Consider the following 16,289-nt stretch of genomic DNA (forward strand, 5'->3'; position numbering starts at 1 on the left):
AGGATCCGGGCGGTGCGGGGCCTGCGGGCCGCGCACCGTCCGGTGCTGTTCGACATCGCGCTCGCCGTGGCGGCGACGATCGTGGAGGTGGGGCTGCTGTTCAACGACGGCACCCGGGCCGCGCCCCTGCCGATCGCGGTGACCGTGCTCACGGGTGCGGTGCTCCTGGCCCGCCGCCGGTTCGGGGTGGCGGTGACGGCGGTGACGGCCGCGGCGGCCGCCGCGGTGACCGCGGCCGGATACTCGCCCGGAGGCGCGACGGCGGTCGTCGCGTTGTGGTCGCTCGCCGAGACACGCGACCGGCGCGTCTCGCTCGCGGTGCTGGCACCGATGGCCGTGTTCCTGGAGGCCGACAACGTCTGCAGCCCGCCGGTGTCGATCGGGGCGTGGATGCTGGGCGCCTACATGCAGACGCGCCGCCGCTACGTCCAGGCCGTGGAGGAACGGGCCGCCACCCTCGAACGCGACCGGGAGCAGCTCGACCTGATCGCGGCGCAGCGCGAACGCGAGTCGATCGCCCGCGAACTGCACGACATCGTCGCCCACTCGGTGACGGTGATGCTGATCGGGGTCCGCGGCGCCCGCGACGTCCTGGACACGGAACCGCGGGTGGCCGCGCGGACGCTGGCGCAGGTGGAGACCAGCGCCGAGCAGAGCCTGGCCGAGCTGCGCCGGATCCTGTTCCTGCTGCGCGGGCGGCACGCGGCGGAGACGCGGCCGCAGCCGTCACTGGCGGACCTGGACGAGCTGGTCGCCGGGTACCGCGCGGCGGGGCTGCCGGTCCGGCTGGAGATCGCCGGGGAGCCGCTGGGCCTGCCGGGCGGGGTGGAGCTGTCCGCCTACCGGATCATCGAGGAGGCGCTGACCAACGCGCTGAAGCACGCCGGGGCGACACTGGTCAGCGTACGGCTGAGCTACGGCGGAGCGGACCTGGAGGTGCGGGTGCACGACGACGGCGCGGGAACCGGCGAGCCGGAACCCGGCGGGCACGGCCTGGTGGGGATGCGGGAGCGGGTCGCGGTGCTCGGCGGTGAGCTGGAGACGGGCCGGGTCCCCGGCGGCGGGTTCCGGGTCGCGGCACGGCTGCCGATCGGGGAGCGGACGTGACGGTCCGGGTGCTGATCGCCGACGACCAGGAACTGATCCGGATCGGTTTCCGGCTGTTCCTGCAGACCCGGCCCGACCTGGAGGTCGTCGGCGAGGCCGCGGACGGCGCCGAGGCCCTCGATCGGGCGGCGGAGCTGCGGCCCGACGTCGTCCTGATGGACGTCCGGATGCCGCGGATGGACGGCGTGGAGGCCACCGCCCGCCTCACCGCCGCGGACCATCCGCCCCGGGTGCTGATCCTCACCACCTACGACCTCGACGAATACGTGTTCGGCGCGCTGCGCGCGGGGGCATCGGGATTCCTGCTGAAGGACGCGCCCCGCGAGCGGCTCCTGGAGGCGATCCACGTCGTCCACCAGGGCGAGGCGCTGCTGTCCCCGTCGATCACCCGCCGCCTGATCGAGGACTACGCCGGCCGCACCGACCCGGTCCGGCCGTCACCGGACCTGCTGACCGCGCTGACCCCGCGCGAGCGGGAAATGCTCCTGCTCGTGGCCCAGGGCCTGTCCAACCAGGAGATCGCGGCGCGGCTCGTCGTCACCGAGGCCACCGTGAAGAGCCACGTCGGCAGCGTGTTCGCCAAGCTCCACCTCCGCGACCGCGTCCAGGCCGTCGTGCTGGCCTACGAGCACGGCATCGTCGTCCCCGGCCGCCGCCCCTGAGCGTTAGTACGGTAAGGGAACCAACGAGATTCGTCGTGGAACCTCGCCGGTTAGAATCGGAGCGTGGAGAGCACCCGTACCTATGGCGAGGCCTGCGCGACGGCGCATGCGCTGGACCTCATCGGTGAGCGCTGGGCCCTGCTGGTCGTCCGCGAACTGCTGTTCGGCCCCAAGCGGTTCACCGACCTGCGGGCCGGGCTGCCCAACGCGGGGCCCAACCGGCTGTCGCGCCGCCTTCGCGAACTCGAAGGGCTCGGCCTCGTCCGCCGCCGCAAGCTCGCTCCCCCGAGCGCGTCGTGGGTGTACGAGCTGACGGACTGGGGCCGCGAGCTCGAACCGGTCCTGGTCGAGCTCGGCCGCTGGGGGCGCCGCTCACCGTTCCGCGACCTGGACGCCCACATCAGCAGCGACGCGATCATGCTGGCGCTGCGCGACGACTTCTCCCCCGCGCCCGGCGACCGCCTCGACGCCACCTACGCGATCCGCTTCGGCGAGGACCACTACGTCGTCCGCGTCGCCGGCGGAAGCCTCGGCATCGAACGCGGCGACGCGGACCGCCCCGACGCCGCGATCGACACCGACGCCAGGACGTTCGCGTCCCTCATGACCGGAAGCCGGAGCCCGGAGGAGGCCCTGCGCTCGGGCCGGGCCACGCTGAGCGGCGACCGGGAGGCCTTCGAGCGCCTCCTCGCCGCGTTCTCCCGTCCCGAGGTCGCCCCCGCTCCGTAAGCGACCGCACGCCGGCCGCCGTGGTCAGGCGACGGCCGGGAACAGCTTCGCGACGCCGCCCGCGAGGTCGGCCTGGGTCCGCTGCGCGGCCTGGTCCGCGAGAACCTCCACGGCCCCCCGTTCGAAGGCGTCGAGCGCCAGCGCGGCGATCACCGCCGGGTCGCTCTTCGGGGCGTCGACGGACGCGACCATGTCGGTGTCCAGATAGCCGACGTGCAACCCGGTGACCTGCGTGCCCTGCGCCGCAAGCTCGATCCGCAGGGCGTTGGTCAGCGACCACTGCGCCGCCTTCGCCGCCGCGTAGCCGCTGTAGCCGGGGAAGGTCAGCCACGACAGCACCGACAGCACGTTGAGGATCGCGCCGCCGCCGGCGGCGGCCAGTCGCGGAGCGAACGCCCGGGTCACCGCGAGCGTGCCGAAGTAGTGGGTCTCCATCTCCAGGCGGACGTCCTCCAGCGACCCGTCCGACACCGACGCCCCGGTGTAGGAGCCCGCGTTGTTGATCAGCAGCGACACGTCCGGTGCGGCCTCCGACGCCGCGGCCACCGACGCCGGGTCCGTGACGTCGATCCGCACCGGGACCACGCCCGGCACGTCGAGCGACGCCACGTTGCGGACGCCGCCGTAGACGGTGGCGCCCCGGGCCACGAGCTGCTCGGCGAAGCGCCGCCCCAACCCGCGGTTGGCGCCCGTCACGAATGCCGTGCTTCCCGCTATCTTCATGACTTCTCCTTGGTGGCCCTGCGATGACCGGCCGCCCCGGCCGGGTGAAGGCCGGGCGTCAGCAGGAACTGGGCCAGTCGTCCCGGCTGGGAGGCGAAGGGCGAGTGGCCGGTGGGCAGTTCTCTTACGTCGGTGAGGTTGTCGGGTGTGCGCCTGTCGGCTTCGGCGATGAAGCGCCTCTGGGCCGCGAGCGGGACGGCCCGGTCGTCGGTGCAGCTGATGTAGGTCCGCGGGATCCGGCCCCACCGGTCCGGCGTGATGGTCACCCGTTCGGCGAGCGGCCCGATGGGGGTGTCCGGCGTCAGGAGGTGGGTGACGGCGTTCCAGTCGTGGTCGTCCACGTCAGCGCCTAAGGCCGCCTTGAGGCGCGCGCGGTAGTCCGGGTCGACGGACCGGAAGTCCATCCGCAGCGCGCCGGCGACGGTCGGGTCGGCGAGAAGGACGGTCGGGATCAGTCCGGTGGAGAATTCCGGCGCGGCCATGTAGTCGCTGAACGACGTGCCATCGGCGATCATCCAGGCGGACAGGTAGACCAGGTGGTCGATGAGCTCGGGGACCGTCTCGCCCACCTGATTGAGGACGAGCCCGGCCATGCTGTGCCCGACCAGGACGATCCGGTGGTGCGGCATGAGTGCGGAGAGCCGCCTGATGGTGGCGGTCACCTGCTCGCAGTAGTCCCGCAGGGTCACGTGCGCGAGGGGCGAAGGCTCGGTCGCGAACTCCTGCGGATCCAGGGGCCGTGCGGCGTACGACCGCGGAAGGCGCGCGTTCAGCCCGTGCCCCGGCAGGTCCTGCGCCACCACATGGTGGCCTTCCTTGACGAGGAGCGACGTCACCCGCTCGAACGCCCAGGCGCCGTGTGCGCCCCCGTGGACGAGCACGAAGATCTTCGCGTCCGCGGGGCCCGCCGGTCGCGTGTCCGCGGTCAACGCCGGCTCCCGTCCATGACCAGGCCAGGGGTGACGGTGTAGTCGGCGTCGCCGCGGAAGACGTCGGCGTGGCGGCGGGCGAACCGGGCGAACGTGGTCGGCTCGACGCCGAAGCGCTCATGGGTGCTGAGGTCGACCGACGAGCGGCCGAGCCTGCGGCGCTCCTGGAAGAGCTGCACGAACGCGGTCGCGCGCGGCGGCGGATACCCCGCGGCCAACCAGGCCCGCTCCTTGTCCTCGAAGGACACGTCCACGTAGCGGACCGGCCTGCCGATGGCGTCGGCGATGTGCCGGGCGGCGTCGGCCATGGTGATGGCCTCCGGGCCGGTCATGGGGTATATCCGGCCTTCGTGCCCGGGCGTGGTGAGCACCTTGTAGGCCACCTTGGCGATGTCATCGATGTCGACCGGGGCGAGCGTCGTGTCACCGAGCGGGAGGCGCAGCTCTCCCTTGACGACGTCGGGCACCTCCTCGAAGTACACGTGCATGAACTGGCTCGGCTGGAGGACGGTCCACGGCGTACCGGAGGCGAACAGGTACCGCTGGATCTGCTCGTGGCTCCGGCTGGACCGGAACCGCTCGTTGTCGAACCCGTCGATGGAGTCCCGGCCGGAGAACTTCACGATGTGCCCGACACCCGCCCTGACGGCGGTGTCGATGAACGTGCACTGGGTCTCCAGCATCTGCGGGCCGGCACTGGAGATCATCAGCACCCGGTCCACCCCGGCCAGCGCGTCCTGCAGCGTCTCCGGCCGGAGCATGTCGCCGTGGACGATCTCGACGCCCGGCAGGCCCCGCAGCCCTTCGGCCTTCGCCGGGTCCCGCACGAGCGCGCGGACCGGCCGCCCGTTCCGCGCGAACTCGCGCACGGCCGCCGACCCGGGCCGCCCGTTCGCTCCTGTGATGAGGATCAATGTTCCTTCTCTCCGCTCGAGGATCGGCCCAGGTTACATAACGATACCCAGTAGTACAACTTTCGTACCAAGCCATCGCCCAGCGGTGTGCGCCGACCTCCGCGAGAGCCTCCACCGAACCTGCCCCCAGGGCAGGCGGAGATCGCCGCCAAGGCGGGGGACGTCGAGGTGATGGTCGAGCCGGACCGCAGTGCCGTAAGTAAGCCTTTCAACAACCGCTGCCGCGCGGCTCTTTGTCGGCCCGGGGGTTCCAAAATGGATCGGCACACGGCAGCATGATGCGGCACAATGATCGCGCTGGATGCGGACAAATGACACAGGCTGGCACCGAATGCACCGCTCCCATACGAGTTTTAATCCGCAAGGTGTCGAACCGTCGAGATCCCTCCTTTCGCCGCGACGTCGTCGCGGCGGACGAGACAACTGGCGCTGTGCAGCGGAAATACCTCCCGGACCGCATTCGGGCGCGTTAGCGCGGGCGTGCCGGCCGAACGGGAGACGAGGCTGCCGACCGACAGGGGGCGACCGAATGAGCGAGCCGGCCGAGATCTCGGTGCTGGTCGTGGACGACGACTTCCGGGTGGCGGAGGTGCACGCGCAGCTCGTCCGGGCGGTGCCCGGGTTCCGGGTGGCCGGACGGGCCGGGTCCGCCGCCGAGGCCCGCGCCATGGCGGCCGAGCTGCGGCCCGATCTGGTGCTGCTGGACGTCTACCTGCCGGACGAGTCGGGGTTGAACCTGCTGGGCCGGCTGGACGCCGATGTCATCATGGCCACCGCGGCGGCCGATGCCGAGTCGGTGCGCGCGGCGCTGTCGGGCGGCGTCTACCACTACCTGATCAAGCCGTTCACCGGGGCCCACCTGGCCGAGCGGCTCACCGCGTACCTGCGGTTCCGCAGGCAGGTCGGGGTCACCGGGCACCTGAGCCAGGCCGACATCGACGAGGCGCTGCGCACGCTGTACGGCGGGCCGGGGGCCCCGCGACCCGCGGGAAAGGGCCACGCGAAGATCACCAGCCAACTGGTGATGGAGGCGCTGGAACGCTCGGACGGCCCGCGGTCGGCCGCCGAGATCGGCACGGAGATCGGCATCTCGCGCACCACCGCCCAGCGCTACCTGGCGTCCCTCGCGCAGGCGGGAAAGGTGCGGGTCACCCTCCGTTATGGAAGCACGGGACGGCCCGAGCACCAGTACTCCTGGCGGCCCGATCAGGGGCTCTGACCGGTGGCCGCAGCGATCGGAAGCCGGTCCTGATCCGGAGCCAGGCGTCCGCGGCCGCCTCGGCCCCCGACCGTTCGGCCAGGGCGGCGAGATGGCAGTCGATCGCGTCCACCGCCCACGCCGAGTGGCCCGTCGCCACGTTGTCGATGGTGTTGTGGACGTCGGCGTACCGGCTGCTGAACCCGTGGGTGCGCAGCGCGGTCCGGTCGCGCCGGTAGGTCCCGCCGACCCCGGACAGCTCCATCGCCAGGTTCAGCCCGAGCGTCTCGGGGAGGAAGGTGCGCGGGAACCGGCCGAGCGCCAGCCAGTAGACCGGGAGCTCGAACGACTCGTCGCGGAAGCCCGGCCATTCGGCGAACTCGCGGGACGCGGTCGGCGGCAGCTCGAAGCCCATGTCGCGCATGAGGTCGCGGTAGATGAGCGGATGGTTGAGCGGCAGTTCGCCGTTGCCGAGCTCGTCCCAGTACGTGGCGAACAGGACGCGGCCCAGGTCGCCGACGGCGTGCCGGTGGTCGGTGAAGCCGGCGAGCCAGCCGCCGTCGATCAGGTTGAGCGGCGCGAGCTGGAGGAAGGTGTCGACGACCGTCTCGCGGGGCGGGACGGCCAGGCTCTCGCCCGCCCGGAACTGCTCGTCGTGCCGGTCGTGCTGGTCGCGCAGCCAGCGGCGCAGCATGCCGGGCTCCCATTGGCGGGGCGGGCTCTTCATCCGTTCGATGCCCGCCCGCGAACGTTCCAGCCATTCGCGCGTGTAGTCGAGTGCGTAACCGCGGACGGCAGGCGAATCGTCGCGCTGAAGCAGCCTTCGGTACGCCTCGCGTACCGTCGCGGGGGCGTCTTCGGGAGCGGCCTCGCGTGCCTGCGCGCGCTCCGGCGCGCTGGGAACAGGGGACCAACCGGCGGGCGCCGGGGCGGCGCTATCCGGTGTCGTCGTTTCGCCGAGGGAGGCGATCCAGCGCCTGATGACGGCCAGGTCTTCGGGCGAGAAGACGCGGAACATCGGACCGCCCTCGCCGATCAGATCGCGCAGCAGCGGGCTGGCGTCCGGACGGCCCGGCCGGACGAGCCTGCTGCGTGCCAGCACGCCGAGCATCCGATCGGCGCCGGCGCCGAACCACTCGGCGAGCGTTCTGCCCTCCAACCGGTAGTCGTGGTGGTACGCGCTCGCTTCGCGCGCACGGTGCCGCAGCAGTTCCGCCATCTCGAACGCGGGGTCGAGCGCCCGGCCGCTCAGGTCGTACAGCTCGTCGCTCCACGCCCGCAGTTCGTCGAGCGTCCACCGGACGGCCCGCCATGGCCGGTCATCGCCGGGGTTGTCCCGCACGTACGTCCGGACCGCCGCCAGCGACCGGTCGGCCGAGGCGGCGAGGTCTAGCGCCGCCCACGTCCCGGCCGTGGCAGCGCACTCGTCCAGGCCGTCCAGACCTTCCTGGACGGCGTGCAGCGGCGGCAGCACGCCGACCCAGCGCAGGCAGAGGTCGGCTCCGAGGAGTTCGGGAGTGAAGGCGGCCGGGTAGCGGCTCGCCGCCAGCAGCAGCGCCGCGAGACGGAAGCTCCGGTCGGCGATCTGCCGGTCGGCGGCGAGCCGGTCCTCCGGCACGATCCGCCCGGCGAGGCCGGCGCCCTCCATCAGCCGCCGGTAGCGCGCCGCACGGTCCGCGCCCGGCCGTCCGACGCCGACGTCATCGGCGTACAGCGCGAGGACGTGCATGCTCAACTGCCGGTCGGCGTTGCCGGGACCGACCAGCCATTGCAGCCATGCCCCGGCCTTCAGCGCGAGCGGGGCGCAGTTCAGCACGATCCGGCGGACCGCGGGCAGGCCGGCGCGCGTCCGGAACCGGGACCTCTGCGTCCGGGCCCATTCGGTCGCCTCGCGGTGCAGGCCGTCCGGATCGAGACGGCCCGGACCCGGCGCGATCAGCTCGCTGACCTGGTCCTGGACCGGGCCGGGCCAGAACCCGCGCTCCGGGTCGTCCGCCCACAGGTACAGCGTACGGAAGGCGGCGGGATCGGCGCCTGCGAGGTCCGGAGGGTTCACAGCAGCTCCGTGTTCGCCATAGGCCGCTCGCTGGTGCGGCCTCGCGTGTCGAAGAGGAAGCGTGCGTGCTCGCTCAGCAGGGCGGCGGTGTACACGCTGTGGTCGGTGACCAGGAGCGTCAGGTCGGCGGTCTCCAACGCGTCCGGCAGGTCCGGCACCCGGGACAGCCGCAGATCGCCGACCTGCCAGGTCCGCACGTACGGGTCGTGGTAGGACAGGTGCGCGCCGTGCCGGGCCAACTGCTCCGCGATCCGCCGCGCCGGGGATTCGCGCTGGTCGGCGACGTCGGCCTTGTAGGTGACGCCGAGCAGCAGGACGCGGGCACCGCGCAACGCCATGCCCCGGTTGTTGAGCAGTTGCTGCGCGCGGTGCACCACATACCGCGGCATCCCGGTATTGATCTCCTGCGCCAGCTCCACGAATCGGAACGAGTAACCCAGCGTCCGGACCTTGTAGGAAAGGTAGTTGGGATCGATCGGGATGCAGTGCCCGCCGACGCCCGGACCGGGGAAGAACGACTGGAATCCGAAAGGCTTGGTCCCGGCGCAGGAAATCGCGTCCCACAAATCGATGCCGAGTTCGTTGCAGAACACGCTCATCTCGTTGACCAGCGCGATGTTGACGTGCCGGTAGGTGTTCTCCAGCAGCTTCGCCATCTCGGCCTCGCGGGTGCCCTTGGCCAGGACGACCGTCTCGACGAACTTGCCGTAGAAGGCCTCGGCCGCGGCGGCGCACGCGGGCGTGTACCCGCCCACGATCTTGGGGGTGTTGGCGACGCCGTACCGGCCGTTGCCCGGATCGATGCGCTCCGGCGAGAAGGCAAGGTGGAAGTCCTCCCCCGCGGTCAGCCCGGACTCCTCCAGGATCGGCCGGACGACCTCGTCGGTCGTGCCGGGGTAGGTCGTGGACTCCAGCACGACCAGGGTCCCCCGGCGGAGATGGTCGGACACCCGCCGCGCCGCGCCGCGCACCGCCGCCAGGTCCGGGCCGCCCTCGGGCGCCAGCGGCGTCGGCACGCAGATGACGACCGTCTGCGCCGCGCCCAGCACCGCGGGATCGGCGGTGGCCGTGAAGCCCGCGCCGAGCATCGCGGCCACGTCGGCGTCCGGCACGTCGTCCACGTGGGACCGGCCCGCCGCCAGGCCCGCGACGACGGCGGGGTCCCGGTCGAGGCCGCCGGCGGTCAGCCCGGCGCGGCACGCCTCGCGCGCCAGCGGCAGGCCGACATAGCCGAGACCCACGACGACCAGGTCCATGGGCGAGGCTCCTTCCACGGGTTCCGGCGATCGCACGGCGGTCACACGATGACCCGGCTGGACGGCGACTCGCGCATGTCGCGCGACGTCCGCAGGTCCCGCGTGACCAGCGTCTTCTTCAGCCAGCGGTCCGTCCCGTCGAAGCGCGCGCTGAACGCCGCCCGGCCGTGCACGGCGAGGTAGTTGTCGACGATCAGCAACGTCCCCGGCTCGATCTCGACGCGCTGCTGCACCCGGTTCAGCTCGTCGATCAGGCGTTGCAGCGCCTCCCCGGCGGCCGGGTCGCCGTCCGCGCAGCGCATGAAGTACGGGTCGATCCGCAAGTACGGCGAGTCCTGCGCGCCGAACAGGACGGGGACGGCCTCGGGCTCCTCGCGCATCGCGCGGGCCCGCAGCAGGCTCGGGTGACCGGGATGGATGTCGGCCATCTGCCTCAGGTGCTCGTTGTCCGGCATGATGTGGAACAGCGGCCGGCGGAGGATCTCCATGTCCGCCTCGTCCAGCCGGACGTCCCGGATCGAGGAGACCAGGGTCGGCACCCGGTCGTGGTTGCGCATGCCGAACAGCAGGAGGTAGTCGCAGCGGTAGGGGTGGAAGCCGTCCTCGGTGTGCCACTCCAGGAGCACCTGGCCGTGGCCGCTCTGCTCGGACTCGTCGCCCCGGATCGGGACGACGTTGTGGATGAGCCGGCCGCCCTGGAGCGTGGACCAGCTGAAGGTGTCGCCGGTCAGGCACATCGCGAACAGCGCGAGGACGAACTCCTCGCGGCGGCCGCGCGCCTGCTCGGCGGCCTGCGTCCAGTTCGCGGGGGTCTGCCCGATCGCCCGGTCGTTGACGGGCCAGCCGCGCACCATGCCGAAGGCCGCCTGCTCGTGCAGGCAGAACTCGGCCAGGAAGCGGCGCACCCCGTGCGGGACCATCGCGGTCAGTTCCCACGCCTGGTCGAAGAGCCGCGGGGCGGCCGGGTCGATGTCCAGCGAATCGATCTTGTCGATCAGCGCTTCGAGTTCCCCGATGTCGGCCAGGGACATCGTGTACGAGACGGGTGTGTCCATCGTCGTCCTTCTCCTTCGCTGCGTCACTGGAGGTGGGTTCCGAGCCGTCGCAGTTCGGCGGCGATCCTGCGGGCGGTGTCCCCGGCGGACACGTGCGGCACCGGGTCGCCGAAGCGGTCCCGCAGCAGGGCCGTGACGAGGGCGGGGCCGTACCGGGGGCCCGCCCACGCGGGGACCTCGGCCGTCAGGTCGGCGGCCGGGGCGGCGCCCGGCAGGGAGCCGAGCAGGTCGAGCACGGCGTGCTGCAGGGGGGTGCGGGGGGCGGCGGACGCGCCGCCGCGGGCGGGGGGCCGCGGCGGGGGCAGGGCCGCGCGGTTCAGCTTCCCGTTGCGGGTGCGCGGCAGGAGGGCGAGGCGGATCCACACGCCCGGGACCATGTGGGCGGGCAGCCGGCTCCCCGCGAAGGCGGTCAGCTCCGCGTCGCCGACGGACGGGTCGGCGGCGACGTAGGCGACCAGCCGCATGTGGTCGCCCACCCGGGCGGGCACGACCGCCGCCTCCCGGACGCCCGGATGGCGCTGCAGCGCGGCCTCGACCTCGCCGAGCTCCACCCGGTAGCCGCGGATCTTCACCTGCTGGTCGATCCGGCCGAGGAAGTCGACGGTCCCGTCGGGACGCCAGCGCACCATGTCGCCGGTGCGGTACAGCAGGCCGGCGCCGAACGGGTTCGGCACGAACCGCTCGGCGGACGCCTCGGGCCGGCCGAGGTAGCCGCGGACGGCCACCCCCGCCCCGCCGACGCACAGCTCGCCCGGGACGCCGATCGGCAGCGGGTTCAGGTCGTCGTCCAGGACGAACGCCAGCGCGCCCGCGACCGGCCTGCCGATCGGCACCCGCCGCCCGGCCGGTCCGGACGGGCGCTCGCAGGTGTGGCACAGCGCCCAGACGGTGGCCTCGGTCGGCCCGTACTCGTTGACGAGGACGGCGTCGCCGGTGACCTCGAAATGGCGTGCCGGGAGCCCGGGCGGGCAGGCCTCGCCCGCGACGACGGCGCAGCGGATCCCGGCGAGGACGCCGGGCGCGGCGTCGAGCACGGCCGCGTACTGGGCGGGCACCCCGTCGAAGTGCGTCACCCGTTCCCGGTCGATGAGCTTGGCGAGCGACCAGGGATCGGTCACCTCGGCGTCGGTCGGCAGCACCAGCGTCCCGCCGCGGCTGAGCGTCAGGTAGATCCCGGCGCCGAGGGCGTCGAACGCGGGACCGGCGAGGGCGAGGTAGGAGTCGTAGGGGCCGGGGAAGACGGCGTACCGGGCCGCCGTGGAGTTCACGATCTGCCGGTGCTCCACCTGGACGCCCTTGGGCGCGCCGGTGGAGCCGGAGGTGTAGATGACGTACGCCAAGTCCGCCTCGTCGACGGGGACGGGCCCGTCGAGGCCCGGCGCGCCGGCGGCGTCGAGCGCCGCGATCAGTTCGCCGGTGACGATCGTGCCGGCGTTCGCGTCCGCCCGCATGAACTCCAGCCGGTCGGGCGGGTAGCCGGGGTCGAGGGGCAGGTAGGCGGCGCCCGCCTTGAGCACGCCGAGGAAGCCGGTGACCAGGTCCGCGGACCGGCCGATGCCGACCCCGACGACCTCCTGGCGGCGCACCCCGGCGTCCAGCAGGTACCGGGCGAGCCGGTCGGAGCGGCGGGCCAGGTCCCGGTAGGTCAGCCGGTCGTCGCCGCAGACCACCGCGGTCGCGTCCGGCGGCCCGTCGACGGTCTCGTGCAGCGCGCGGCCGTCGCCCGCGGCCGGGGCGGTGGCGCTGAAACGGGTGAGGATGGTCGTCCGTTCGGCGGGTTCCATGAGCGGCAGGGCGCCCAGAGGGGTGTCCGGCGCCGCGCCGATGACCATGCGCATCTGCGCCAGGATCCGTTCGACGGTTCCCGCCGAGAGGCGGCGCGCGTCGTAGGCGGCATGGGCGGGGCCGACGGCGAGCGTGGACCCGACCGGCCCGTGCGCGGGGACGTGCGGCGTCAGCGTCAGTCCGTCCGCGTGGACGGGGGCGTCGCGCACCGCGTCCATCAGCCGCAGGCTCGGCAGGAGGCGGATCCCGGTCTCCTCCATGGCCCGTTCGAACGTTCCGGCGTGCCGTGCGGCCGCGGCCCTGGCCTCGCGCGCCCGCCGGGCCAGCTCGCCCAGCGGGATCCCGGCGTCCACCTCCAGCCGGACCATGCCCTCGGGTACACCGATGGCCAGGTCGGTGAGCCTGGTCCAGCGCCAGGCGACGACCGCGAGCGCGGCGAGCAGCAGGCCGTCGCCCGCGCCGGCGGTGTGCGCTTCGCCGAAGTGGAGCACTCCGGCGGGATCGGCGTCCGCGGCGGCGTCGCCGTCCTCGGGCAGCCGGGGGTCGACGGCGTCCGCGAGCTTCTCGGCCCAATGGTCCAGGTCGGCGGGGGTAGCGTCGCGGTCCCTCGGAGGCGCGCCGGTCGCCATCGCCTGGACGAAATCGTCCGGCGTGCCCCAGACCGCGGGCACCGTGGCCGTGACGGCGCCGTCCTTCAACTCGGCCGACGGCGCGTCCCGGAAGCCGCCCTCCGGCTCGGTGGCGGGACCCGCCGCGAGGTCGCGCAAGAGGGCGGTGAGGCGGTCGGCGCGGCCCGCGACGTCCACGGTGAAGGTGATGTCGTGCCAGGGACCGGCCGGGTCGAGGACCCGCTGTTCCCACAGCCGCCTGCGCCGGGCGCTCACCGGTTCGCCCCCGCACTCGCCGTGCCGTCCGCCGTCCCGCTCGCCGCGGCGACGGGATCCCGGTCCGCGAGCCCGGAAAGGAAACCGGCCATCGCGTCCGCGAGCGCGTCGGCGAAGCCCGCGGACACCGCCTCGCGGCGCCGGCTCACCCGCAGGCGTCCGCCGGGCAGGAGTTCGACGAGAAGGCCGGTGTCGAGCTCGTCGGTGTCGACCCACACGTGCCGGGCGCGGATCCCGGGCACGTCGAGCACCGGCTCGGGGTTGTCCTGGACCGAGACGACCGTGTCGTAGGGGGGCCGCAGCCGGGACAGGCGCGCTATCTCGTGCACCGGGACGTCCGGACGGCGCAACGCCTCGACGAGCGCCTCGCGCGCCGCGTCCAGCGACGGCGCGCGCAGCCGGACGCAGGTCATCTCGATCATGCAGGCGACCGCGCGCTCCGCCGCCGCGTCGCCGCGCCGCGCGACCGGCAGGCCGGCGACGACGTCCGTCCGGCCGGTGAGGGCGGCGACCGCGTGCGCGTAGGCGGCGAGCGCCGCGACCGTCGCGGTGGTCCCGCGAGACCGGACCGCCGCCGTGAGGGCCGCCTCGTCGAACCGCCGGACGGTCGCGGCGAGGCCGCCGGACGGTCCCGCCCCGGGCGGCGGCTCCAGCGCGGTCACCCCGCTGAGCGCGGTGCGCCAGTAGGCGCGCTGCTCCGCGAGATCGTCGGGTGCGGGCGGGCGGTACCCGGACGCCAGCTCGGCGAGGCCCGGCGCAGGGCCGCCGAACCGCGGCGCCCGCCCCTCGGCGCGTGCCCGGTAGGCGGCCGACAGGTCGCGGGCCAGCACGGACGCCGCCCGCGCGTCGAACGCGATGTGGTGGACGACGATCCCGAACCGGCCCGGCGCCAGCGCGGCCCGCCACAGCCGCCCGTCCTGGATGTCCAGCGGGGCGATGAGCGCGGGAAGGACGTCCGCCGGACGTGCCACGGTGACCAGCTCGACCGGCCGCGGACGGCCGGCCGGGCGCACCGCGACCGGCGCGTCCAGCACCGTGTACCGGCTGTGCAGTGCCTCATGGCGCGCGTTCACGTCATCGAGCGCCTGCCGCATGGCCGCCGTGTCGAGGGCGCCGCCGAGGTCCCAGACGATCGGGCAGAGGGCGGTGAGGTCGTCGGGGTCCATCTGCTGCGCGACGAAGAAGGTCAGCTGGGACGGCAGCAGCGGGACGGCGCCGTCCCGCCGGTCGGACGCGCCCGGCCGCTCGTCCTCGCCGGACGCGGCGCCACCGGTGTGCGGACGCTGCCCGGCGATCCGGGCCGCGAGATCGGCGGGCGTGGGGCACTCGAAGACGGCCGAGAGCGGCACCGGCGTACCGAGCGCCGCCGTGAGCCTGCCGCTGAGGCGCCCGGCGGCGAGCGAGTCGCCGCCCAGGGAGAAGAAGTCGGCGTCCGGCGGCACGTGCGGGAGGCCGAGCACGTCCGCGAAGACGGCGGCGACGCGCTCCGCGTCCGTGCCGGGGGTGTCGAGGGCGGGCGCGGGCGGGGCCGCGGCACGAGCAGTAACGGACCCGGCCGCGGACCCCGCTGCGGACCCGGCCGCGGACCTGGCCAGCGCGGCGTGGTCCAGCTTGCCGTTGCCCGTCAGCGGGAACCGCCCGACGTGCTCGGCGGCGGCCGGGACGAGGTAGCCGGGGAGCCGGGCCCGCAGGTCGGCGAGCACGTCCGCGCCGTCCCGGTCGCCCGTGAAGAAGAGCGCGAGGCCGGTGGCGCGGCCGTCCGGCCCGTCGACCGGCACGACGGCGGCGCGGGTCACCCCGGTGAGGCGTTCGGCGGCGTGCTCCACCTCGGCGGGCTCGATCCGGTGGCCGCGGATCTTCACCTGCCGGTCGGTGCGGCCACCGTAGTGGTAGAGGCCGTCGGGCGTGCGGTGCCCGCGGTCTCCCGTCCGGTAGACGGGAACGGGGCGGCCGTCGATCGCCAGTTCCGTGAAACGCTCGGACGTGCCGGCCGGATCGCCGAGATAGCCGAGTGCCAGGCCGTCGCCGCTGACGCAGATCTCCCCGTCCACCAGGTGCACGGACGTCCCCGGGACGGGCACGCCGATCGGCACCCGTCCCTCGGCGGAGTCGGCCGCGGTGAAGCGGTGCGTCGTCGTCAGGATCCCGTTCTCGGCCGGTCCGTAGAGGTTGACCAGGGCGATGTCCGGGTGCCGCGCGGTGAAGGCGGCGACATGGCCGGGCGAGAGCTGCTCGCCGCCGACGGCGACCTGCCGGAGGCCGGCGAACGCGCCGGCGTCCTCCTCCACGTGCAGGTTGAACACCGAGGTGGCCAGCACCAGCGAGTCGACGGCGTGCCCGGTCACCAGGTCGCGGAGCCGGCCGGGCGTGAGGTACAGGTCCCGGACGACGACCAGGGTCCCGCCGGAGCACAGCGTGCTCCACAGCTCCAGCGACATCGCGTCCCACGGGACCGCCGCCGCCAGCGGCATCACCACGGGCGCGGTGAGGTCGAGATGGCCGGCGTGCGGGATCAGGCGGCCGATCGCCCGGTGCGGGCACAGCACCCCCTTGGGCTCGCCGGTGGATCCCGAGGTGAACAGCACCACGGCCGGGTCGTCCTCCCGCACCGCCGGACGGGCCGGGGCGGCGGCACGGCCCTGCGCGCGCAGCCGGGGCAGGGTGCCGGCGTCCACCTCGACCGGTGCGCCGAGCCGCTCGGCGATCCGGGCGACGCGCGCGGGGGGCCACGCCACGTCGAGCGGTGAGTACGCGGCCCCGCTCTTGAGGACGCCGAGGGCCCCGATGACGAGGTCGGCGGACCGCGGCAGCCGGAGCGCGACCCGGTCGCCGCGGCCGGCGCCGAGCGCGGCCAGCCCGGCGGCGACCTCGTCCGAGGCGGCGTCGAGCTCGGCGTAGGTCAGGGCGCGGCCGCCGTCCAGCACGGCCGGCCGGCCGGGGTGCGCGCGGGCGTGCCGGCCGAACAGCCCGGTCAGGGTGCGGGACACGGCG

12 protein-coding genes are annotated in these 16,289 nt (G+C 73.9%); 4 read left to right on the forward strand and 8 right to left on the reverse strand.

Going from position 1 to position 16,289, the window contains the following annotated elements; translation table 11 throughout:
- The first annotated feature begins 12 nt into the window (after positions 1 to 12).
- The 3 genes from ACA514_RS23585 to ACA514_RS23595 all read left to right on the forward strand — a co-directional run bounded on the left by ACA514_RS23585 (position 13) and on the right by ACA514_RS23595 (position 2,498).
- Entirely contained in the window at positions 13 to 1,107 is a 1,095-nt protein-coding gene (locus tag ACA514_RS23585; RefSeq protein ID WP_375043384.1) for a sensor histidine kinase, read from the forward strand.
- Complete coding sequence (locus tag ACA514_RS23590; RefSeq protein WP_375043385.1) at positions 1,104 to 1,769, forward strand: response regulator; 666 nt, start codon at positions 1,104 to 1,106, stop codon at positions 1,767 to 1,769. The genes ACA514_RS23585 and ACA514_RS23590 overlap by 4 nt, the downstream gene beginning before the upstream one ends.
- Before the next feature lie 63 nt (positions 1,770 to 1,832).
- Positions 1,833 to 2,498, forward strand: coding sequence for a winged helix-turn-helix transcriptional regulator (locus tag ACA514_RS23595; RefSeq protein ID WP_375043386.1), 666 nt, complete (start codon positions 1,833 to 1,835; stop codon positions 2,496 to 2,498).
- A gap of 24 nt (positions 2,499 to 2,522) precedes the next feature.
- Here ACA514_RS23595 and ACA514_RS23600 read toward each other — a convergent pair whose 3' ends face one another.
- The 3 genes from ACA514_RS23600 to ACA514_RS23610 are packed head-to-tail and all read right to left on the reverse strand — an operon-like array spanning position 2,523 to position 5,064.
- Entirely contained in the window at positions 2,523 to 3,221 is a 699-nt protein-coding gene (locus tag ACA514_RS23600) for an SDR family oxidoreductase (RefSeq protein WP_375043387.1), read from the reverse strand.
- A complete protein-coding gene (locus ACA514_RS23605) occupies positions 3,218 to 4,150 on the reverse strand; it encodes an alpha/beta fold hydrolase (protein WP_375043388.1) in 933 nt (310 codons plus the stop codon). The genes ACA514_RS23600 and ACA514_RS23605 overlap by 4 nt, the downstream gene beginning before the upstream one ends.
- Positions 4,147 to 5,064, reverse strand: coding sequence for an SDR family oxidoreductase (locus tag ACA514_RS23610; protein ID WP_375043389.1), 918 nt, complete (start codon positions 5,062 to 5,064; stop codon positions 4,147 to 4,149). Before ACA514_RS23610 ends, ACA514_RS23605 begins: the two co-directional genes overlap by 4 nt.
- 529 nt (positions 5,065 to 5,593) lie before the next feature.
- On the opposite strand from ACA514_RS23610, the gene ACA514_RS23615 reads away from it, so the two are divergent.
- Positions 5,594 to 6,283: a response regulator gene (locus ACA514_RS23615; RefSeq protein ID WP_375043390.1), complete on the forward strand. Its 690-nt coding sequence runs from the start codon at positions 5,594 to 5,596 to the stop codon at positions 6,281 to 6,283.
- On the opposite strand, the gene ACA514_RS23620 is transcribed toward ACA514_RS23615, so the two are convergent.
- Genes ACA514_RS23620 through ACA514_RS23640 form a run of 5 tightly spaced genes read right to left on the reverse strand, consistent with a single transcriptional unit; the run spans position 6,213 to position 16,285 of the window.
- Positions 6,213 to 8,318 (reverse strand): iron-containing redox enzyme family protein, encoded by a 2,106-nt coding sequence (locus ACA514_RS23620; RefSeq protein WP_375043391.1) that lies wholly within the window; start codon positions 8,316 to 8,318, stop codon positions 6,213 to 6,215. The two genes, ACA514_RS23615 and ACA514_RS23620, sit on opposite strands and share 71 nt — an antisense overlap.
- Complete coding sequence (locus tag ACA514_RS23625) at positions 8,315 to 9,574, reverse strand: nucleotide sugar dehydrogenase (protein ID WP_375043392.1); 1,260 nt, start codon at positions 9,572 to 9,574, stop codon at positions 8,315 to 8,317. The genes ACA514_RS23620 and ACA514_RS23625 overlap by 4 nt, the downstream gene beginning before the upstream one ends.
- Positions 9,575 to 9,615: 41 nt before the next feature.
- Positions 9,616 to 10,629 (reverse strand): guanitoxin biosynthesis L-enduracididine beta-hydroxylase GntD, encoded by a 1,014-nt coding sequence (gene gntD, locus ACA514_RS23630; protein ID WP_375043393.1) that lies wholly within the window; start codon positions 10,627 to 10,629, stop codon positions 9,616 to 9,618.
- 23 nt (positions 10,630 to 10,652) lie between these two features.
- The gene (locus ACA514_RS23635) at positions 10,653 to 13,298 is read right to left on the reverse strand and encodes an amino acid adenylation domain-containing protein (RefSeq protein ID WP_375043394.1); all 2,646 of its coding nucleotides are present in this window, start codon (positions 13,296 to 13,298) and stop codon (positions 10,653 to 10,655) included.
- On the reverse strand, positions 13,295 to 16,285 hold the full coding sequence (locus ACA514_RS23640) for an AMP-binding protein (RefSeq protein ID WP_375043395.1): 2,991 nt from the start codon (positions 16,283 to 16,285) through the stop codon (positions 13,295 to 13,297). Before ACA514_RS23640 ends, ACA514_RS23635 begins: the two co-directional genes overlap by 4 nt.
- Between the last annotated feature and the right edge of the window lie 4 nt (positions 16,286 to 16,289).

It is taken from the genome of Actinomadura sp. NTSP31, assembly GCF_041951385.1.
In the GTDB taxonomy this organism is placed as follows: Bacteria; Actinomycetota; Actinomycetes; order Streptosporangiales; family Streptosporangiaceae; genus Spirillospora; species Spirillospora napierensis.